This is a genomic window from Streptomyces sp. NPDC059828, from assembly GCF_042731955.1.
Lineage (GTDB): Bacteria > Actinomycetota > Actinomycetes > Streptomycetales > Streptomycetaceae > Streptomyces.
In genome coordinates, this window is sequence record NZ_JBHWIW010000020.1 from 69,331 (window position 1) to 89,476 (window position 20,146).

Annotated in this window: 15 protein-coding genes; 12 read left to right on the top strand and 3 right to left on the bottom strand. The window is 72.1% G+C overall.

What is annotated here, in order from left to right; translation table 11 throughout:
• The 5 genes from ACFV6V_RS14810 to ACFV6V_RS14830 form a co-directional block, all read left to right on the top strand.
• Nucleotides 1–330, top strand: a 330-nt coding sequence (locus ACFV6V_RS14810; RefSeq protein ID WP_385564171.1) for a UTRA domain-containing protein, incomplete at its 5' end; no start/stop codon positions are given.
• Between the two features lie 8 nt (nt 331–338).
• Nucleotides 339–1,511 carry a type ISP restriction/modification enzyme gene (locus ACFV6V_RS14815; protein ID WP_385564174.1) on the top strand — a complete coding sequence of 391 codons (1,173 nt, stop codon included), beginning with the start codon at nt 339–341 and terminating at the stop codon, nt 1,509–1,511.
• Between the two features lie 59 nt (nt 1,512–1,570).
• Nucleotides 1,571–2,764, top strand: coding sequence for a CaiB/BaiF CoA transferase family protein (locus tag ACFV6V_RS14820; protein ID WP_385564177.1), 1,194 nt, complete (start codon nt 1,571–1,573; stop codon nt 2,762–2,764).
• A 262-nt stretch (nt 2,765–3,026) separates the two neighbouring features.
• Nucleotides 3,027–6,926: a Pls/PosA family non-ribosomal peptide synthetase gene (locus ACFV6V_RS14825; protein WP_385564180.1), complete on the top strand. Its 3,900-nt coding sequence runs from the start codon at nt 3,027–3,029 to the stop codon at nt 6,924–6,926.
• A gap of 55 nt (nt 6,927–6,981) precedes the next feature.
• Nucleotides 6,982–8,286 carry a M1 family metallopeptidase gene (locus tag ACFV6V_RS14830; RefSeq protein ID WP_385564183.1) on the top strand — a complete coding sequence of 435 codons (1,305 nt, stop codon included), beginning with the start codon at nt 6,982–6,984 and terminating at the stop codon, nt 8,284–8,286.
• Nucleotides 8,287–8,465: 179 nt separating this feature from the next.
• On the opposite strand, the gene ACFV6V_RS14835 is transcribed toward ACFV6V_RS14830, so the two are convergent.
• The gene (locus tag ACFV6V_RS14835) at nt 8,466–8,732 is read right to left on the bottom strand and encodes a hypothetical protein (protein ID WP_361286966.1); all 267 of its coding nucleotides are present in this window, start codon (nt 8,730–8,732) and stop codon (nt 8,466–8,468) included.
• Nucleotides 8,733–9,007: 275 nt separating this feature from the next.
• Here ACFV6V_RS14835 and ACFV6V_RS14840 point away from each other — a divergent pair, with 275 nt between their 5' ends.
• Genes ACFV6V_RS14840 through ACFV6V_RS14855 form a run of 4 tightly spaced genes read left to right on the top strand, consistent with a single transcriptional unit; the run spans nt 9,008 to nt 15,462 of the window.
• Nucleotides 9,008–10,537: a DUF4331 domain-containing protein gene (locus tag ACFV6V_RS14840; RefSeq protein WP_385564187.1), complete on the top strand. Its 1,530-nt coding sequence runs from the start codon at nt 9,008–9,010 to the stop codon at nt 10,535–10,537.
• Nucleotides 10,534–11,841: a tetratricopeptide repeat protein gene (locus tag ACFV6V_RS14845; protein WP_385564190.1), complete on the top strand. Its 1,308-nt coding sequence runs from the start codon at nt 10,534–10,536 to the stop codon at nt 11,839–11,841. The genes ACFV6V_RS14840 and ACFV6V_RS14845 overlap by 4 nt, the downstream gene beginning before the upstream one ends.
• The gene (locus ACFV6V_RS14850; RefSeq protein WP_385564193.1) at nt 11,838–13,613 is read left to right on the top strand and encodes a nickel/cobalt transporter; all 1,776 of its coding nucleotides are present in this window, start codon (nt 11,838–11,840) and stop codon (nt 13,611–13,613) included. The genes ACFV6V_RS14845 and ACFV6V_RS14850 overlap by 4 nt, the downstream gene beginning before the upstream one ends.
• 58 nt (nt 13,614–13,671) lie before the next feature.
• Nucleotides 13,672–15,462 carry a serine/threonine-protein kinase gene (locus ACFV6V_RS14855; protein ID WP_385564195.1) on the top strand — a complete coding sequence of 597 codons (1,791 nt, stop codon included), beginning with the start codon at nt 13,672–13,674 and terminating at the stop codon, nt 15,460–15,462.
• Here ACFV6V_RS14855 and ACFV6V_RS14860 read toward each other — a convergent pair.
• Nucleotides 15,446–16,255, bottom strand: coding sequence for an SGNH/GDSL hydrolase family protein (locus tag ACFV6V_RS14860; protein WP_385564197.1), 810 nt, complete (start codon nt 16,253–16,255; stop codon nt 15,446–15,448). The two genes, ACFV6V_RS14855 and ACFV6V_RS14860, sit on opposite strands and share 17 nt — an antisense overlap.
• Before the next feature lie 594 nt (nt 16,256–16,849).
• On the opposite strand from ACFV6V_RS14860, the gene ACFV6V_RS14865 reads away from it, so the two are divergent.
• From ACFV6V_RS14865 to ACFV6V_RS14875, 3 genes are read left to right on the top strand one after another with little or no spacing between them, the layout of a single operon-like run.
• Nucleotides 16,850–17,749, top strand: coding sequence for a glycosyltransferase family 2 protein (locus tag ACFV6V_RS14865; RefSeq protein WP_385564200.1), 900 nt, complete (start codon nt 16,850–16,852; stop codon nt 17,747–17,749).
• Nucleotides 17,746–18,756: a glycosyltransferase family 2 protein gene (locus tag ACFV6V_RS14870; RefSeq protein ID WP_385564203.1), complete on the top strand. Its 1,011-nt coding sequence runs from the start codon at nt 17,746–17,748 to the stop codon at nt 18,754–18,756. The genes ACFV6V_RS14865 and ACFV6V_RS14870 overlap by 4 nt, the downstream gene beginning before the upstream one ends.
• Entirely contained in the window at nt 18,753–19,562 is an 810-nt protein-coding gene (locus ACFV6V_RS14875; RefSeq protein WP_385564206.1) for a polysaccharide deacetylase family protein, read from the top strand. The genes ACFV6V_RS14870 and ACFV6V_RS14875 overlap by 4 nt, the downstream gene beginning before the upstream one ends.
• Nucleotides 19,563–19,722: 160 nt before the next feature.
• Here ACFV6V_RS14875 and ACFV6V_RS14880 read toward each other — a convergent pair whose 3' ends face one another.
• Nucleotides 19,723–20,115 (bottom strand): GntR family transcriptional regulator, encoded by a 393-nt coding sequence (locus ACFV6V_RS14880; protein ID WP_385564209.1) that lies wholly within the window; start codon nt 20,113–20,115, stop codon nt 19,723–19,725.
• Nucleotides 20,116–20,146: the final 31 nt, after the last annotated feature.

The window sequence follows — 20,146 nt, forward strand, 5'->3', positions numbered from 1 at the left end:
CCGGGGTCCCGCGGCCAACCTACGAACGGGGCGTTTAACGGGTTCCGCCCGCACAGGGCGGGGCGCCTCGCGGTCGGCTCCCTCGCCCCCTGGCCGATGACGAAGGTGCTGCGGGACGTCGTCGGGGTAAGGATCAGCCGGATCACGGACACGGTGGAGGCGAGGCTCGCCGACCCGGAGACGGCCGAGCTGCTCCAGGTGCCGCTGCTGTCGCCGATCCTGCACTACACCGGGGTGACCTACGACGACGAGGGGCGGGTGGTGGATGTGGCGCGCATCCGGTACCGGGGGGACCGGTTCTCGTTCTCGGTGACCGTCGAGGCGGAGTGATTGCCGCAATGCTGCTGGACGATCTGATGCCCTGGTCCGCCGGACCGCTCAGGCTGGGCCGCGACTGGGTGGTGGCCCCGGAGGCACGGACACTGCGGGCCCGCTGGGACACGCTGACACGGGCCGGCGAGGATGAACGCCGGACGCTCTTCGGGGAGACGCGGGCGCGGACGCTGCGCAGCGGCGTCGCCGCCCTGCCCGGGCAGTCCACCGGGACCGCGCGGTTCGCCGGGGAGGACGGCCCCTGCCCCGAGCCCGTTCCGCTCATGCACGGGCCCTTCGACCAGCAGTGGGTGATCCCCGACCACCGCCTCATCGACAACGCCCGGCCGGAGCTGTGGCGGGTGGCCGACGGGCGGCAGCTGTTCCTGCAGGAAACCGGCCGGGTGCCGGGAGCCGATGGCCCCGTGCTGCTGGTGTCCGCGGCGCTGCCCGATGGCCGCTCACCGGCCGGACGGCCCGGGCGGATACGACCGCTGTACCGGCGGCCCGGTGGGGCCGAGCCCAATCTGACGGCGGGCGTGCTGGATGCACTGCGTGCGCGCTACGGACAGGAGGTCACCTCGGCGGAGGTCCTCGCCTGGATCGTCGCCGCAGGACAGCCGTCGGCCTCGGGCCGGGGGTGCGAGGTGCCGTTCACTACGGACTCCGGGGTGTGGGCGGACGGTGCACGGCTGGGCCAGCGGCTGCTGGACATCCAGCTCAGGGGCGCCCATGGCGGCGAGCGGCCCAGACTGCCCGGCGGCCAACGGCCGTATGTACGGGCGTCGCTCCCGGCACGGCCCCAGGGCATCGCCTACGACGCCGACGAGGAGGCCCTGCTGCTCGGCGAGGGGCGGATCGCCCCCGTCCCCGCGGAGGCGTGGGACTTCACGGTGGCCGGGGTGCGGGTGCTCGAAAGCTGGTTCGCACGGCGTACGACCGAGGCGGAGCCGGGGACCCTGGACGCGATCCGGCCGGGCGCCTGGCCCCAGGAACGGACATCGGAGCTGCTCGAACTCATCACCGTGCTGGCACTGCTGGCCCGGTTGGAGGCCCCGCGCAGGGCACTGGCGCAGGCCATCGCCGCCACCGGACCGGCCGACCCGGAACTGGCACCGGTGACGGACGCCGCCCGCAGGCCCGCATCAGTGCTGGACCACCACGAGGAGGGCCCGGAAGGGCAGTTCGCGCTGATCTGAGCGCCACCCCGGCGGAGCCGGGATGACAAAGACGGCCGGTAGGCGGTAGTACGGCTGACATGAGCCAGCCGCTGCCCCTCGAAGGCATCACCGTCGTCGCCGTCGAACAGGCCGTGTCGGCTCCGTTCGCCACCCGCCAGCTCGCGGACCTGGGAGCCCGGGTGATCAAGATCGAGCGGCCGGACGGCGGTGACTTCGCCCGCGGCTACGACACCGCGGCGCAGGGGCTCGCCTCGCACTTCGTCTGGTGCAACCGCGGCAAGGAGTCACTCGCGGTCGATCTGAAGGACCCGCGCGGAATCGCCGTGGTGCGCCGGCTGATCACCGGCGCCGATGTGTTCGTACAGAACCTCGCACAGGGCGCAGCGGCGCGGCTCGGCCTGGACGCGGCCGGCCTGTGCGCGGAGTTTCCCCGGCTCGTGGCGGTGGACATCTCCGGATACGGGGCCGAAGGACCGTACGCCCACAAGCGGGCCTACGACATGCTCGTGCAGTGCGAGGCGGGCCTGGTGTCCGTGACCGGGACGCCCGAGCAGCCGGTGAAGGCGGGCATCCCGGCGGCGGACGTGGCAGCGGCGATGTACGCGTTCTCGGGGGTGCTCGCCGCGCTGCTGCGCCGCGCCACGACCGGACTCGGAGGACCGGTGGAGATCTCCATGCTGGAGTCGCTCGCCGAGTGGATGGGCCATCCCCTGCACCACGGCATGCATGGGGGCACGCCCCCCGCCCGCACCGGCCTCGCGCACGCCGTGATCGCCCCGTACGACGCCTACGCGACGTCCGACGGCGGCCAGGTGCTGCTGTCCGTGCAGAACGACCGCGAGTGGCGGCGCCTCGCCGAGCAGGTGCTGGAACGCCCCGAGCTGGGCGAGGACCCCGCCTTCGCCACGAACACGGCACGCACGGCGAACCGGGCGAAGACCGATGCGGTGGTGGGCGAGGCCCTGGCCCGTCTCAGCACCGACGAGGCCGTCGCCCGCCTCGAGGCGGGCGGCATCGCCTGCGCCCGCCTCAACACCGTCACCGACCTGGCTCACCACCCCCAGCTCGCGGCCCGCTCCCGCTGGCGCGAGGTCCCTTCCCCCACGGGCCCCCTGCGTGCGCTCCTTCCTCCGATCAACCTGCCGGGCGGCCCTGATGCCCGGATGGGCCCGATCCCGGCACTCGGGGAGCACACGGATGCGGTGCTGCGGGAGGTGGGACTGGGGGCCACGGAGATCGCGGAGCTGCGGAAGGACGGAGTGGTGGGGTGAGCCACCGGCGTGCCCGCACCCCGTGCGGCGCCCCCGGGTGTACGGCCACCGCACGGGGCGCGGCACACCGCGAAACCCGTCTGCCCGCGGAATCGGGACTACCCGTTCAACAGGCCACCCGGGTGAACGCTCGATAAACTCCTCGTTTGCCATGCGCGCGGAGGTACCACGATTCGCGGCGCACTCCACACCACACGGACGGAGAGTGAGCGATGCGCAGGAACGAGAACCGCGTCATGCAGGTGGGCGAACGGCGCGCCGTATGACCGTCGTCCCGGACACGCCGGCGCTGCTCGACCCGCTCCTCGATGCGAGCGCGGCCCCCGTACCGGCGCTGTTCGTCGCGGGAGCCGCTCCAGCCGAGCGGACCCTGCTCGACATCCTGGAGGAGACCGCGGGGCGGCACCCCGGGGCGCCGGCTGTGGACGACGGCAGCGAGGCCCTCACGTATCGCGGCCTGGTGGACGAGGTCGGGAAGCTGCGTCGGCGGCTCGCCGAGCGGGGGGTCGGCAGCGGTGACCGGGTGGGCGTGCGCGTGCCGTCCGGGACCGTCGACCTGTACGTGGCCATCCTCGCGGTGCTCGCCAGCGGCGCTGCGTACGTCCCCGTGGACGCGGAGGACCCCGACGAGCGTGCCGAGCTGGTGTTCGGGGAGGCCGAGGTGGCGGCCGTGATCGGGGCCGGGCGCCGCATCGTGGTGGTCGGGAGCCCCGGTGGGGACACGGAGCGCAGGCCCGCGCCGGACGACGACGCCTGGGTCATCTTCACCTCGGGCTCCACCGGCAAGCCGAAAGGTGTCGCCGTCAGCCATCGCAGCGCGGCGGCGTTCGTCGACGCGGAGGCGCGGCTCTTCCTCACGGGCGCCGTGGACGAGCCGCTCGGCCCGGGTGACCGGGTGCTCGCCGGGCTGTCCGTCGCGTTCGACGCCTCGTGCGAGGAGATGTGGCTGGCCTGGCGGCACGGCGGCTGCCTGGTGCCGGCGCCGCGTTCGCTCGTGCGCACCGGTCTTGATCTGGGGCCCTGGCTGGTCGAACAGGGCATCACCGTGGTCTCGACGGTGCCCACGCTCGCCGCACTGTGGCCGGTGGAGGCCCTTGACGAGGTGCGGCTGCTGATCTTCGGCGGCGAGGCCTGCCCGCCGGAGCTGGCGGAGCGGATGGCCGTGCCGGGGCGCGAGGTGTGGAACACCTACGGCCCGACGGAGGCCACGGTGGTCGCCTGCGCCGCTCCGCTGACCGGTGAGGGCCCGGTGCGCATCGGGCTGCCGCTGGACGGCTGGGAGCTCGCGGTGGTGGACGAGCGGGGCGAGCCGGCGGCGATGGGCGCGACCGGTGAGCTGGTGATCGGCGGTGTCGGTCTCGCCCGGTATCTGGACCCCGGCAAGGACGCGGAGAAGTACGCCCCGCTGCCCGCGCTGGGCTGGGAGCGTGGCTACCGCAGTGGTGATCTGGTGCGCGCGGAGTCCGAGGGCCTGGTCTTCGTCGGCCGCGCGGACGAGCAGGTCAAGCTGGGCGGCCGCCGTATCGAGCTGGGTGAGATCGACGCGGCTCTCCAGGCGCTCCCCGGGGCCGCGGGCGCCGCCGCTGCGGTCCGTACCACGGCCGCGGGCCATCAGCTGCTGGTGGGGTACGTGGTGCCGGGCAGGGCCGAAGACGCGTTTGACACCGCCGATGCCGTGGCCCGGCTCCGCAAGGAGCTGCCCGCCGCGCTCGTCCCCGTGATCGCCGTCGTGGCCGACTTGCCCACGCGTACCTCCGGAAAGGTGGACCGCGACGCGCTGCCCTGGCCGCTGCCGGACGGCGGGGTCACGGACACGTCCGGGCTGAGCGAGACCGAGGCCTGGCTGGCCGGGCAGTGGGGGGAGGTGCTCGGGGCCCCGGTCGGCGGGCCCGATGCCGACTTCTTCGTGAGCGGCGGCGGCAGCCTCGCCGCCGCCCAGCTGGTCTCGCGGATCCGTGAGCACTACGGCACCGGTTCGGTCGGCGACATCTACCAGAACCCCACCCTGGGGGCCCTCGCGCGCACCCTGGAGGCGGCGTCCGGGCGCGGTGCGAGGATCCGCGCCGTGCGTGCGGTGGCGCTGCGCACGGGTGTCGCGCAGTTGCTGCTGACGCTGCCGCTGATGGGTGTCCTGGGCCTGCGCTGGGCGGTGGTCGCCGCCGCGGTGAACAACGTCATCGGGCTGCCCTGGGCGCCCACGGTGTCCTGGTGGTGGGTCGCGCTCGGCTGGCTGCTCGTGGTCAGCCCACCCGGGCGGATCGTGATCGCGGCGGGCGGGGCGCGGCTGCTGCTGCGCGGTCTGCGCCCCGGCACGTACCCCCGTGGGGGCCGCACGCATCTGCGGCTGTGGACGGCGGAGCGGCTCGCCGAGCTCAGCGGGGCGACGGGGCTCGCCGGTTCCTGGCTCACCTATTACGCGCGGGCTCTCGGTGTCCGCGTCGGGGACGATGTCGATCTGCACGCGCTGCCGCCCGTGACAGGGATGCTGCGGCTCGGCAAGGGCTGTGCCGTCGAGCCCGAGGTGGATCTGTCAGGTCACTGGCTGGACGGCGACCGGCTGCGCGTCGGCTCGGTTCGGATCGGGGCGGGGGCCACCGTCGGTGCCCGCAGCACGCTGTTCCCCGGCGCCCGGATCGGCAAGCGGGCGGAGGTCGCCCCCGGCTCGGGCGTGACCGGAGCCGTCCCCGCGAGCGAGCGCTGGGCCGGAGCCCCGGCGTGCAGACAGGGCAGGGCGGGGCGCGGCCTGCCCGGCGGCGGGCGTCCGGTGCGCAGACGTCGCTGGACCGTCGTCTACTCGGTGTCATCGCTGCTCATCGGGCTGCTGCCCGCGGTCGCCGCGCTGCCGGGTCTGCTGGTGATGGGTGACTTCCTGCAAAGTACCGGCGGTGGCGCCGGCGAGGCGCTGACTGCGGCCCTCGCGGCGGTGCCGCTGGCGACGCTGGTCGCCATGACCGCGTACGCGGTACTGATCGTGACGGGTGTGCGGCTGCTGGGCGCCGGACTGTGCGAAGGGCACCATGCGGTGCACGGCCGGGTCGCGTGGCAGGCGTGGGCGACCGAGCGGCTGATGGACATGGCGCGGGTGCATCTCTTCCCTCTGTACGCCAGCCTGTTCACACCGGTGTGGCTGAGGGCGCTCGGGATGCGGGTCGGGCGAGGGGTGGAGGCGTCGACCGTCCTTGCGCTGCCCGGTATGGCGACGGTCGGCGACGAGGCGTTCCTGGCCGACGACACCATGGTCGCCTCGTACGAGCTCGGCGGCGGCTGGCTGCGCATCGCCGAGGCCCGGGTCGGCAAGCGCGCCTTCCTCGGCAACTCCGGGATGGCCGCGGCCGGGCGCAGGGTGCCCAAGCGGGGCCTGGTGGGTGTGCTGTCGGCGGCGCCCAAGCGGGCCAAGGCGGGCTCCTCGTGGCTCGGTATGCCGCCGATGAAGCTGCCGCGGGCGGCCGAACAGGGCGACCAGAGCCGCACCTTCGCCCCACCGCTCCGGCTGAAGCTGGCGCGGGCCGCTGTGGAACTGTGCCGGCTGGTCCCGGTGATGTGCGGGGTGGCGCTGGCCGTGCTCGCGCTGGCCGCGTTCACCCTGATCGCGGGGCGCTTCGGGCCTGCGGTCGCGGTGCTGCTCGGCGGGGTGGTGATCCTCGCCTGCGGGGTGGTGGCGGCGCTGGTCGCGATCGCCGCGAAGTGGCTGCTGGTGGGCAGGTTCAGGGCGGTGGAGCAGCCGCTGTGGTCGTCGTTCGTGTGGCGCAACGAACTCGCCGACACGTTCGTGGAGGTGCTGGCCGTGCCCTGGCTGGTGGGCGCGACCGCGGGCACCCCGCTGATGAACCTGTGGCTGCGCGGCCTCGGTGCCCGTATCGGACGGGGCGCCTGGTGCGAGACGTACTGGCTGCCGGAGGCGGATCTCGTCGCGATCGGCGCCGGTGCCAGTGTCAACCGGGGCTGTGTCGTGCAGACCCATCTCTTCCACGACCGGATCATGCGCATGGACAATGTGGTTCTCGGTGCGGGTGCGACACTCGGTCCGCATGGGATCGCGCTGCCAGGCGCGATGATCGGGGACCGGGCCACGGTCGGTCCGGCGTCGCTGGTGATGCGCGGGGAGCGGGTGCCCGCCGACACGCGGTGGCTGGGCAACCCGATCGCCGCATGGCGGACGTGAGCACGGCACGGGACACAGCACACGGGCACAGGGCACGACCGAAGGACGCACCACGGTGACGGATTCGTATCTGCCGCAGCACGGCGACGGTGGCCACCGGACCACGGAGTACGACCTGGAGCTGGACTACCGTCCGCAGACGGGCCGTCTCACGGGCCGGGCGACGATCCGCGCCGTGGTGGGAACCGAACGCGCACTGCCCGAGATCGTGCTCGATCTCGGGCAGTTCCGGCTGACCAAGGTCCTGGTGAACGGCTCCCGCCCGGCGAAGTACACACACCGCGGCGACAAACTGCGGATACGGCCGGCCAAGCCGCTGCGCGCGGGTACGCCCTTCACGGTGGAGGTGCGCTACACGGGTGTCCCCCGCGCCGTGCGTACGCGCGACTGGGGCGATCTGGGCTGGGAGCTGCTGGACGAGGGCGCACTGGTGGCCTCGCAGCCGAACGGGGCCCGCTCCTGGTTCCCCTGCAACGACCGCCCGGACGACAAGGCGACCTACCGGATCACGGTGACCGCCCCGACCCCGTACACGGTGGTGGCGAACGGGACGCTCGCCTCGCGCACCATCAGCGCGTCCACCACGACCTGGGTGTACGAGCAGCCCGCGCCCATGGCGAGCTATCTGGCGAGCGTCCAGATCGGGCCGTACGAGCTGGTGGAGGTGCCGCACGCGGGTGAGGTGCCGCAGCCGGCCGCGGTGCCGGGCACCCTCCTCGGCCGTTTCGAGCGGGACTTCGCGCGGCAGCCGGAAATGATGCTGGTGTTCACGGACCTGTTCGGCCCGTATCCCTTTGACGACTACGCGGTCGTGGTGGTGGACGAGGAGCTGGACGTGCCCGTGGAGGCGCAGGGCCTGTCGGTGTTCGGCGCCAACCATGTGGACGGCCGGCGGGGCAGCGAGCGGCTGGTCGCGCACGAGCTGGCCCACCAGTGGTTCGGCAACAGTCTGACAGTGGCCGACTGGCGGCATATCTGGCTCAACGAGGGCTTCGCCAAGTACGCCGAGTGGCTGTGGTCCGAGCTGTCGGGCGGCCCTTCGACCTCGGCACTGGCGGCCAGGTCGCGCGCCAGGCTGGCCATGATGCGGCAGGACATCCGGATCGCCGATCCGGGACTGCGGCGGCTGTTCGACGACCGGGTCTACGAACGGGGTGCGCTCACCCTGCACGCGCTGCGCACCAAGATGGGGCATGCGGCGTTCGTCGGGCTGCTGCGGGAGTGGACCGCGACCCACCGGCACGGGGTGGTGACGACCGAGGGGTTCATCGCCCTCGCGCGGCGGCATTCGGCGCTACCACTGGACAGGCTGTTCGCGATGTGGCTGTACGAGGCCAAGCTGCCGGCTCTGCCGCTCTAGTGCGGCGTCCGGGCGGGGCGGTGGGTGCCGGCCGGGGCTGCCCCGGTGTGGTGCACGGCCTGGGTGGGCGGGCATCGGAGCCGGACGGGCGAGCGGGGGACGGGTGCGCGTGAAGCGGTCACGCGAGCCCGGCTCCGCCTGCCGGCCACCCAGGCCGGAAGCTGCGAGGTCTGTGTGACCTAGTGTCGGCGGCTGCCGAACAGCGAGCGCCGCAGCCGGCGCAGCGGCGCGAAGAGCGAGACCCGCTCACTCTTGCTCGCGCGAGTGTGCGCCACATCACGTGTCGTCAGCTCGCGCATCAGCGACGTCGCCTCCGCCGACTCCCGCTGCGGGACGACAGGGCCGCCCAGCACCGCGAGATGGCGGTCGAGACGCGAGCTGGTCGCGTTGCTTCCACAGGTGATCGCGGGCACTCGCGCCCTGCTGCGCACCGTTATCTGTTCCATTTCACTCCCCACCCGTACGAGGGCACCCGGCCCGGGCAGGTTAACCCTATCGTCCCGTAGTGACACTCGTGTATCCCGGTCGCAGGATTCACCACCCCTGTACGGGTGTTGACGGTTACTCAGCGAATCCAACTGATTCCAGGGCGAGTTGGACAGTTTCGAGTCCGCCGCCAATCCAATTCCGATCCACGCCAATCCATCCGGTCTCCTGCCCCGAACACCGGTCATCAGGCAGGACTGAACCAAGGTCCTCGGACAGGAACGGGATGGACGCGATGACCGCTATCAAGTGGAGCGCGCGGGGGCGCAGGAATCTTGCCGCGCTCGTCTGTGGTGCGCTGGCAGCCGGGGGGCTCGCGGCCTCGGGAGTCACCACCACGCTCGCGCCGGGGGCCGCGCACGCCTCCAGCCACCGGGAGGCCCCGCTGATATCGGGCCAGCCTCAGCTCGACAACACCGACGTCTACGCCTTCGTGAGCCCGGACCGCCCGGACACCACGACGATCGTCGCCAACTGGCTGCCCTTCGAGGAACCCGGGGGCGGGCCGAACTTCTACCGGTTCGCCAAGGACGCCCGCTACGAGATCCACGTCGACTCGGACGGCGACGCACAGGGCGATCTGCTCTACCGCTGGACCTTCCACGACCAGGTCAAGAACGGTGACACCTTCCTGTACAACACGGGACCGGTGACCAGCGTCGACGACCCGGACCTCAACATCACGCAGACCTACGACCTCGAACTGCTGAAGCTGCGCAAGCAGCATGTGATCTCCCACACGAAGATCGCCGACCATGTGCCGGTCGCCCCCTCGAACGTGGGCAAAGCGTCCATGCCGGACTACGCGCAGCTGCGCGCCCAGGCCGTGCACCGGATGGAGGACGGCTCATCGGTGTTCGCCGGCCAGGCCGACGACCCCTTCTTCCTGGACCTGCGTGTCTTCGACCTGCTGTACGGCGGCGACCTCTCCGAGGTCGGCAACGACACGCTCAAGGGCTACAACGTCAACAGCATCGCGCTCCAGGTGCCGACCGAGCACCTACGGGAGTCCGAGGGCCAGCCGGTGGTCGGCATCTGGTCGACCACGTCCCGGAAGAACGCGAGCGGCGACTGGACCCAGGTGTCGCGCCTCGGCATGCCTCTCGTCAACGAGGTCGTCGTACCGGTGAAGGCGAAGGACAAGTTCAACGCCTCGTCGCCCTGGAACGACGCGGAGTTCCTGCCGTTCGTCACCGAACCCGAGCTGCCCAAGCTCATCGAGTCCATCTACAAGATCAAGGCTCCCGCCACACCCCGCGACGATCTGGTGTCGGTGTTCCTGACCGGGGTCAAGGACCTCAACCAGCCGCCGGAGGTCAAGCCCGCCGAGGCGCTGCGTCTGAACACCTCGATCCCGCCGACCCATGACCCCAAGCGCCTCGGGGTGCTGGACGGTGACAAGGCCGGCTTCCCCAACGGGCGGCGGCTGACGGACGACGTGATCGACATCTCGCTCCAGGTGGTCGAGGGCGAACTGCTGGGACAGAAGAACGACCTGGGTGACGCGGTGGACGCGAACGACCTGGGATTCGAGAAGAAGTTCCCGTATGTGGCGCTGCCGACGTCCGGCTCCCGCGGCGAGGTGGCCAAGGGCAACGGCGCCGAGAGCCAGCTGAAGGGCGGAGCCTCCGAGCTCTCGGCGTTGACGGGTGGCGACAACAAGCTCGTGGTCACGTCGCTGGTGTCCGCGGGCGCCGGAGTGGTGCTGGTGGCCCTGGGTCTCGGCTGGTGGCGGATGCGCCGGCGCAGCAGGGGCATTCTGTGAAGCTCGGCAAGCACGCCCGTGCGGGGCGGCTCGCGGCCGGGGTGGCGGGTCTGGCGCTCGTACTGACGGCCGTGGGAGCGGTCGTCGGCGGCGAGGGCGAGGTGCCCGCCGTCCCGGCCGCCGCCACCGGGACGGCGGCCGGCCAGGGCGTACGCGCCCTCCAGGCGCACCTCAAGGAACAGCCCAAGGACGCGGGCGCCTGGGCGGCGCTCGGCTCCGCGTATGTCGAGGAAGCCAGGGTCAGCGGGGACGCGGCCCGGTATCCGCAGGCTGAGAAGGCCCTCGCACGGTCGCTGGAGCTGCGTCCCGACGACAATGCGGACGCCATCGCCGGGCGGGCCGCGCTCGCAGCCGCCCGCCATGACTTCCCCGGGGCGCTGCGCGCGGCGGACGGCGCGCTGGCGGTCAACGCGTACAGCGAGCGTGCCCTGGCGGTGCGGATCGACGCGCTGGTCGAACTCGGCCGCTATCCGGAAGCGTTGGCCGCGGCGAGGCTGGCGGACGCGCGCCGCCCCGGCATCCCGGTGTTCACGCGGTTCGCCTATGTGCGGGAGCTGCGCGGGGAAACCAAGGAGGCGCGCCGGGTGCTGGAGCTCGCTCTGGACTCGGCCGCCCGCCGCGCCGACGTCGCCTACACATCGACCGCGCTGGGCCAGCTCGCCTGGTCGCAGGGCGACTACGCGGAGGCGCTGCGTCGTTGCGGCGTCGCGCTCAAGGCCGAGCCGGGCAACCCGGAAGCAAGCGACTGCCGGGCACGGGCACTCGCCGGAAAGGGAGATCTGAAGGGCGCGATCAAGGAGTTCGAGGACCTGGTCGGGCGTTATCCGCTGCCGGGACGGCTGGTCGCGCTCGGCGAGCTGTACGAGGCGACCGGCCGGCCCGAGCGTGCCCGGGAGCAGTACGCCGTCGTCGGCACGTACACCGGTCTCGCCCGTGCGGGCGGGGTGAACCCGGATCTGGACACCGCGCTGGCCGCGGCCGACCACGGTGACAAGGCGGCGGCACTGCGCGCGGCGCGGGCCGAGTGGCAGCGGCGCCGCACGGTGCACACAGAGGACGCGCTGGCCTGGGCACTGCACCGGTCCGGCGAGTCACAAGAGGCGCTGGCACACGCCAAGCGTGCGACGGCGACCGGCTACCGCAACGCCGCGTTCCTGTTCCATCGCGGAATGATCGAGCGGGCAGTCGGTGACACGGCCGGCGCACGGGCCTCGCTCTCCCGCGCCCTGGAGCTGAACCCCGGTTTCTCACCACTCGGTTCGCGCGATGCCCGGCGCGCGCTCGACGCCCTGGAGGGGTCATGAACTTCCCGACGAGGGGCACCGGGGTGATCGCCGGGGCGGGCTGTATGTCGCCGACGTACGCGGTCGGCAGCGGCGTCCCCGCCCGGGAGCCGGGCACCGTCGGCCTGCGGCGGCCGCTCGCACGGGCGGCCGCCGTACTGGGTCTGGTGCTCGCCGCCTTGTTCACGGGTGGCACGACGCCCGCGATGGCGCATCCGCTCGGCAACTTCACGGTCAACCGATTCGACGGACTCGTCCTCCACGCGGGCGAGTTGACTGTCGACCATGTCGAGGACCTGGCGGAGATCCCCACCGCCAGGGTGCGTCCGAAGGAACTCCCCGCGTCCGGTCTCGCGGCATGGGCGACGGAGCGCTGCGCGGAGGCGGCACGGACGTCGCAGCTGCGCGTGGACGGCCGTGTGCTGCCTCTCAAGGCCGGCCCGGCCCGGGCCGAAGTGCGTCCCGGGCAAGCGGGGTTGCCCACCCTGCGCCTGGAGTGCGGGATGACCGCGCCGCTGCCCGAGCGTGCGGCGGCCGTGGTCTTCCGGGCCGCGGGTGCGGACGGTCCCGGCTGGCGCGAGATCACCGCGCGGGGCGACCGCAGGACCCTGAAGTCCTCGTCCGTGCCCCGGGACTCCGTATCGAACCGGCTGTCCAGTTACCCGGACGGGCTGCTGGACTCCCCTCCGAACCGTACGACCGCCGAGGTCACGGCGGTACCCGGAGGGCCCGCGCTGGCGGAGGACGGCACGGAGACCGCGGCTCCGGCCTCGATCCTGCCGCGCGGTGTGGACCGCTGGACGCAGCAGCTGACCGGGCTTGTCGAACACCGTGAGCTGACGCCGCCCTTCGCGGCCCTCGCCCTGGCGGTCGCTCTCGGTCTCGGTGCCCTGCACGCGCTGGCGCCCGGGCACGGGAAGACACTGATGGCCGCCGCGGCGGCGGTCGGTGGCCGCAGCTCGCTCCGGGACGTCCTGACGCTCGCGGCATCGGTGACCGTCACCCACACCCTCGGTGTCTTCGCCCTCGGCGCGCTCGTGGCCACGGGCGCGGCCGTCAGCCCGTCCGTGGTGGGCTGGCTGGGCGTGGCGAGCGGTTGCCTGGTGACGGTGGCGGGCGCACTGCTCGTACGCCGGGCATGGCAGCAGCGCGCCAGCGGGCACGGACACACCCATGTGCACTGGGTGGGCGGACGCGCGTACAGCCACAGCCACGACGACGGCCATGGCCACGCCCACAGCCGGGACCGGCACGAGGCACCCGCCGGTGGCCACGATCACGGTCACGGCACGGCACATGACCACAGCCGTGAACACGCCCACGACCACGCCCGTCCCCACGGCCACGGTCACGGTCACGCCGGTCCCCACGGCCACGGGCACGACCACCCGCACGGCCACGATCACGGCGCCCATGTGCACGCTCCCGCATCCGCGCCCTCCCAGCCACTGCGCCGGACCGTGCTCCTCGGCTTCGCCGGAGGTCTCGTGCCCAGCCCGTCCGCCGTGGTGGTGCTGGTCGGCGCCACCGCGCTGGGGCACGCCTGGTTCGGACTGCTGCTCGTCGTGGCGTATGGGGCGGGCCTCGCGCTCACCCTCACCGCGGCCGGATTCGCCGTCGTACGGCTCGGACGACGCGCGGCGGCATGGCTCGACCGGCGGCGGGCCGCGAGCCGTACGAGCGGGCGGTTCCTCGGCTTCGTCCAGCGGACCGCGCCGCTGAGTACGGCGCTCGCCGTGTTGGTCCTGGGATGCGGATTGGTGTTCAGGGGGGCCGTCGGCGCCATCAGTTGAGCTAACTTGGAAGGGTTTCCACCGTGATGGTCGCTCTGCTGCGGATGGGGGGTTCGTCATGAGTGAAGTGCCGGGCGGCGGCCGGATCGACGAGGCGCTGGTCGCAGGCCGCTACCGCCTGCTCAGCCGGCTCGGCGAAGGCGGGATGGGCGTCGTTTGGCGGGCCCGCGACGAGACGCTGGGCCGGGAGGTGGCGGTCAAGGAGGTCCGGGCGCCCGCCGCGCTCGGCGCCGCCGACATTCGGCGGTTGTACGCCCGGCTGGAACGGGAGGGCTGGGCGGCGGCCCGTATCTCCCAGCGCAATGTGGTCACGGTCTACGACGTGGCCACGCACGACGCACGCCCCTGGATCGTGATGGAACTGATCCGGGGGCTCTCGCTCTCCGACGTGCTCGACGCCGAGGGGCCGATGGCGCCGCGCCGCGCCGCGCACATCGGAGCCGAGGTGCTCGCCGCGCTCCGCGCAGCGCACGAGGCCGGGGTGCTGCACCGCGACGTGAAACCCGGCAATGTGCTGATCGCCAACGACGGGCGCGTGGTGCTCAGCGACTTCGGCATCGCCACGGTCGAGGGCACCACCAACCTGACGATGACCGGTGAACTGGTCGGCTCCCCCGAGTACCTCGCGCCGGAGCGTGCACTGGGGCGCACTCCTGGCCCGGAGTCCGATCTCTGGTCCCTCGGCGTGCTGCTCTACGCAGCGGTGGAAGGGCGGTCGCCGTTCCGTCAGGACACACCGCTGAGCACCATGCGCGCGGTGGTCGACGAGGAGCTGCCGCCACCGCGCCGGGCAGGCGCACTCGCCGGGGTCATCGAGGGGCTGCTGCGCAAGGATCCGGCCCAGCGGGTGTCCGCCGCCGATGCGGAACGCGAGCTGCGGATCGTGGGAGCGGGTGGTGCGCCGCGCACCGGCTCCACTCCCCGGGCGCACGCGGGCGTGTACGCCCCCACCGTGGCATCGTCCGCTCCGAGTCCCGCCGCCTCTGCGACAACGGCCGGGGCCGCGACACCCGTGGGGGGCTTCGGGCCGCCGACCCCGCCCACCGGAGCCACCACCCTGCGCTCCGGCAGGCCGCGACGTGCGCTGGCAGCGCTGATCGCCGGAATCGCGGTGCTTCTGCTGTCGATCGGCGGCCTGACGTACGCGCTGGTGACGAACGGCGACGCACGGGACGGCACCGACAACGGCGGTACAGGGGGCGGGGGGTCGGTGAGCAGCGGCGCGGCCGACGACGGCGGCTCCAAGAACGCGGGGGCGGCGTCCAGTGGGCCGGACGCGAGCGGCAGCGGCTCGTCCGCGCAGTCGACCGGCGCTCCGGAGGCCACGGGCGGAGCAACCGGCACAGGCGGCACGGCATCGCGTACACACCTGCCGCCGCAGACCGTTCAGGTGTACGCCCGGTCGGTGCGGGACAGCTATCACGGGGTCTGTCCGCCGCCCGAGGCGGAGGCGCCCTCGTTCAGTGCGACGATCACCGTGGGCCGCGTCCCGGCGACCGTCTCCTATCGCTGGGTGACCGAGAGCGGCCGGAGTTCCGCCTACGGCTGGCGGACACTCGCCTTCCCTTCAGGCGGGGGTGCGTCACAGGACGTCCACCACACCGAGCGGACGTACGCCGAGGACGCGACACACCACGACCGGATCCGGGTGGAGGTCCGGAGTCCGGTCGAGGCGCGGTCGAACTGGCTGGCGTTCTCGGTGACGTGCGAGCGGGAGGAGTCCCCGTCCCCTTCGGGCCGTACCGACGGTTCCGGTGATGCGGGTGGTACCGGCGATACGGGCAGTGCCGGTTCCGGTGAGTCCTCCCGGCGGACCTACCCGAGTGAGGCCGTCACACCGCCCTACTGAGGGCCGGCAGATAGCCCCCCGACTGTCCGGACGCGGTCGGGTGGTACGACTCGGTGATGTTCAGCCAGTTGACGCTGTGGAGCCAGGCGGAACCGGAGCAGATCTCGTGCCCGGTGAAGCCGGGGGCGACATCGGCGAAGGTGAAGCCGTGGTCGGCGGCGCGTTTGGCGACGGCCGCGTTGAGGTAGTCCGCACCGCCGTTGATCGCGGCGCGTTCCCCTTCGGTGAGGCCGGTGAGGCAGTTGCCCCCCAGCTTGTAGAAGCGCGGGTAGCCGAGCACGACGACATGAGCCGCCGACGCCCGGGATCTGATCGCCGAGTACACCGAGTCGAGCCGCCCCGGCAGGGTGGTGTCGACATAGCGCCTGGCTTCTGCGACGCGGGCGACGCAGGTGCTCTCGGACTGGAGGACACAGGTGGTCATGACGTCGGCGAAGCCGGCGTCGTTGCCGCCGATGGAGATGGACACGAGGTCGGTAGCGGAGGTGACGGGGCCCAGCTGATTGGCGATCACATCACTCGTACGAGCGCCTGAGCAGGCGGTGAAGGCGAACGACGAGGGTGAGTGCGCCGCGGCCCAGAGCGCGGGATAGGCGCGGTTGGTGCGCAGACAGTTGCCGCTGGAGCCGATGTACGCACCGGCTCCGACACCGGAGGAGTACGAGTCCCCGAGGGCCACGTAGTCCACTGCTGCCGCGCTCTGGGCTGCCTGTGCCTGGCCGGCGCCGGTGAGAGCGAGGACGGCACCGAGGAGGAGTGAGGAGGAGAATGCCGCGATTCGGGACAGTTTCATGGAACCTCCCTTTAGCAGGAGTTCTGTCTCAACTGTCGTAGCACGGCGCATACTTCACTGGAAGTGTTCACGTCAAGAACAATCCAGGTTTAGTGCGACCTCCCTGACGAACCGTCAACGCGATCAAGCGGCCGCTTGAAACCGGCCATCACAACCGCCTCACCGATCGCGCCAATCGCATCAATCCCCCCACTTCTCCCTTTTACCGAAATATGGAAGCAGCTTGCACATTTCCACCAGGGAGGAATAAAGAAGCGAAAAGGTGAGACCTCGTTCCAGGTCTTGTCATACAGTCCTATTCATCAATACCGTCGTACATCCACCCGCAACGGACCCTCATGCAAAGCGACTCCTGGGGAGGGGCTCGTCATCGTCGCGATGGTCCGGAGCGGAGCGCGGTAGGGGGGTGCCGTGATCGGTCGTGTGCTCACGCATGCGCCGGTCCACGGGCCGCGCGGCCAGCAATGCCAGCTCACCCGGCTTGTACGGAGTTCGACGCCGTCATGGCCGGGGTGAGAACCCCCCTTTCGAACCGGACACTCATCCGGACCGCCCGGGGGCGGGCGGTCCACCGGACGAGAGGGAAACCGACTCATGAGTTCGATCCTGCGCCCGGCGGTCCATGAGACCGGCACCGCGGCTTCTGCCGCGGCCGGGGCCACGGCCACCGCCATACTGGACGGCGATTCCGCCGAGTTCACCCAGTCCGCCAATTCCGCCGACCCCGCCCAGTACCGTCCGATCTCCTCCCATCTCGCGATCGCTCCGCCGGTCAGCGTCGTGATCCCCGCCATGAACGAGGCGGAGAACCTTCCGTACGTCTTCGACACACTCCCCGACTGGATCCATGAAGTCGTCCTCGTCGACGGCAACTCCACCGACGGCACGGTGGACGTGGCCAGACAGCTGTGGCCCGGGGTCAAGGTCGTCAAGCAGGCGGGCAAGGGCAAGGGCGACGCGCTCATCAGCGGATTCGCCGCCTGCACCGGGGACATCATCGTGATGGTGGACGCCGACGGCTCGGCCCACGGCCAGGAGATCGTCAGCTATGTCTCCGCCCTCGTCGGCGGGGCCGACTTCGCCAAGGGCTCCCGCTTCGCCAACGGCGGCGGCACCGACGACATGACCCCCATCCGCAGACTCGGCAACCGGGTCCTGTGCGCCGTGGTCAACGCCAAGTTCGGCGCCCGATACACCGACCTGTGCTACGGCTACAACGCCTTCTGGCGGCACTGCCTCGACAGGATCACCCTGGACTGCACCGGCTTCGAGATCGAGACCCTGATGAACATCAGGGTCGTCAGGGCCGGGCTGCGGGTCCAGGAGGTGCCCAGCCACGAGTACGTGCGCATCCACGGCGTGAGCAACCTCAGCGCCGTGCGCGACGGGCTGCGTGTGCTCCGGGTGATCCTGCGGGAGAAGGGGATTCCGCGCCGCACCGGGCGCAGCACCCCGCCACTCACCCTCAAGGCGCCCCAGGGAGAGCTCTCTTGAGCGACCGGACCTTCTCGGTGGTGATCTGCGCCTACACCGAGGACCGCTGGGAGGACATCCTGGCCGCGGTCGCCTCGGTGCGCGGGCAGTCGCTTCCCGCGCTGGAGACGCTGGTCGTGGTGGACCACAACCCCGTGCTGCTGGAGCGGCTGGCGGAGCGGTTCGCAGACCTTCGCGGAGAGGTTCGGGTGCTCGCCAACGCGGGCCCCCGCGGCCTCTCCGCCGGGCGCAACACCGGAATCGCCGCGGCACACGGCGAGTTCGTCGCCTTCCTCGACGACGACGCCGTGGCCGACGGCGACTGGCTGCGCCACTTCGCCGAGGGGTACGGCGACCCCCGGGTCATGGCGGTGGGCGGAAGGACCCTGCCCCTCTGGGCCTCGGGCCGGCGCCCGTACTGGTTCCCCGAGGAGTTCGACTGGGTGGTGGGCTGTACGTACCGGGGCCTGCCACCCGGCAGGGTGCGGGTGCGCAATGTCCTCGGCGGCAACGCGTCCTTCCGGCGCACGGCCTTCGACGCCTCGGGCGGCTTCGCCACCGGGATCGGACGCGACGGTGACAAACGGCCCCTGGGCTGCGAGGAGACCGAGCTGTGCATCCGGCTCAGCCGGGCCGTCCCGCACGCGGTCCTGCTGATCGACGACCGTGCCGTCATCCATCACAAGGTCCCCTCCACACGTGAGCGCTTCGGCTACTTCCGCACCCGGACCTATGCCGAAGGACTGTCCAAAGCCCTCGTCGCCCGCAGCGTGGGCAGCGGCAAGGGCCTTGAGTCCGAACGCAGGTACACCACCCGGGTGCTTCCGGCGGGCGTCGCACGCGGGCTGCGCGACGCCCTGCTGGGCAGACCCGGCGGGGCCGCGCGGGCCGGTGCCATCGTCGCGGGTGTGGTCACCGCCGCGGCCGGATACCTGCTCGCCGGTCTGCGCGCCCGCTCGGCGGTGGCGTTCTCACACGGCCCGGTGTCCGCCTACGCTCCCGCCCCGACGGAAGGCGGTGCGGCATGAACGAGGCCGTCCCGATCCTGATGTACCACGCCGTGGGTCACCGGCCGGCGCCGCCTGCCTTCGACCTCTCGGTGGCCCCGGAGGCTTTCGCCGAGCAGATGGAGCTGCTCGGCGAACGGGGCTTCACCCCGGTCACCACGGCCCGGCTCGCCCGGGCGTGGCGGCAGGGTGAGCCGCTACCGCCGCGGCCCGTGCTGATCACCTTCGACGACGGCTACGAGGGCGTGCACCGGCACGCCCTTCCCGTACTCGCCCGGCACGGCTTCGCCTCGACGCTGTTCGTGTCGACCGGCTGGCTGCGGGGCGGACACGAGACGGGCGGCGCCCTGGACACCATGCTCGACTGGCACCAGGTGCGGGAGCTCGCCGCCTCCGGTGCGGAGATCGGCGGGCACTCCCACACCCATCCGCAGCTCGACCAGCTCGACGACATCCGACTGCGCTACGAGGCCAGGCGCTGCCGGGAGATCATCACCGGCGAACTGGGCGCGGCCCCGGTCTCGTTCGCGTACCCGTACGGCTATTCCAGCAGCCGGGTGCGCCGAATCGTGCGCGCGGCGGGCTTCACACAGTCGCTCGCCGTGGGCAACGCCCTGGCCCGCCGCAGGCAGGGGCCCCATGCGCTGGAGCGGGTGACGGTACGGCGGACCACCGGCATCGAGGAGTTCGAGCGGCTGGTAGAGGGGCGCGCCCTTGTCCGTTCCTTCGCCCGGGACCGGGCCCTGACGAAGGGCTACGCCATGGTCCGCCGGTCGCGCCGCGGTGTACGTGTGCTGCGCGGCGCCGTCAGTTCCGTTGTCCTGTAGGGACGTTGGCCGTGGTGCAGGAGGCTGCCGGGTGGTGCGCTTCGGCGGCGCTCCGGGCTCATGACCCGGAGGTCGCGGGTTCGGATCCCCGCCCACGCCGCTGTTGGACCGGGCCCCGGTGCCACTGGAGAATTCCCGTGGCACCGGGGCCTCGTGTGCATCAGTCCCCGTACGCCGCCCGCAGCGCTTCCTCCACCGCGGCTGCCGCAGCGGCCCGCGGCAGCCCGAGGCGTCTGACCTCCTCCGCGTAGGTCTGCGCGGCCGAAGCCGCCCGTCGCTCGGCCGCGGCGCCGGCCGCGGCGACGAAGGTGCCGTGACGGCCGCGGGTCTCGATCACCCCGTCGCCTTCCAGTGCGCGGTAGGCCTTGGCGACGGTGTTCGGGGCCAGGCCGAGTTCCTCGGCGAGGCCCCGTACGGTGGGCAGCTTGTAGCCGACGGGCAGGGCACCCGACCGGGCGTGCTCGGAGATCTGGGCGCGGAGTTGTTCATAGGGCGCGGCGGTGGAGCCGGCTTCGATGACGATGTGCAAAGTCACCGGGCGATTGTCCCCCATCCCTGCGCCCGGGTGGCGGAAAATGGGAGGC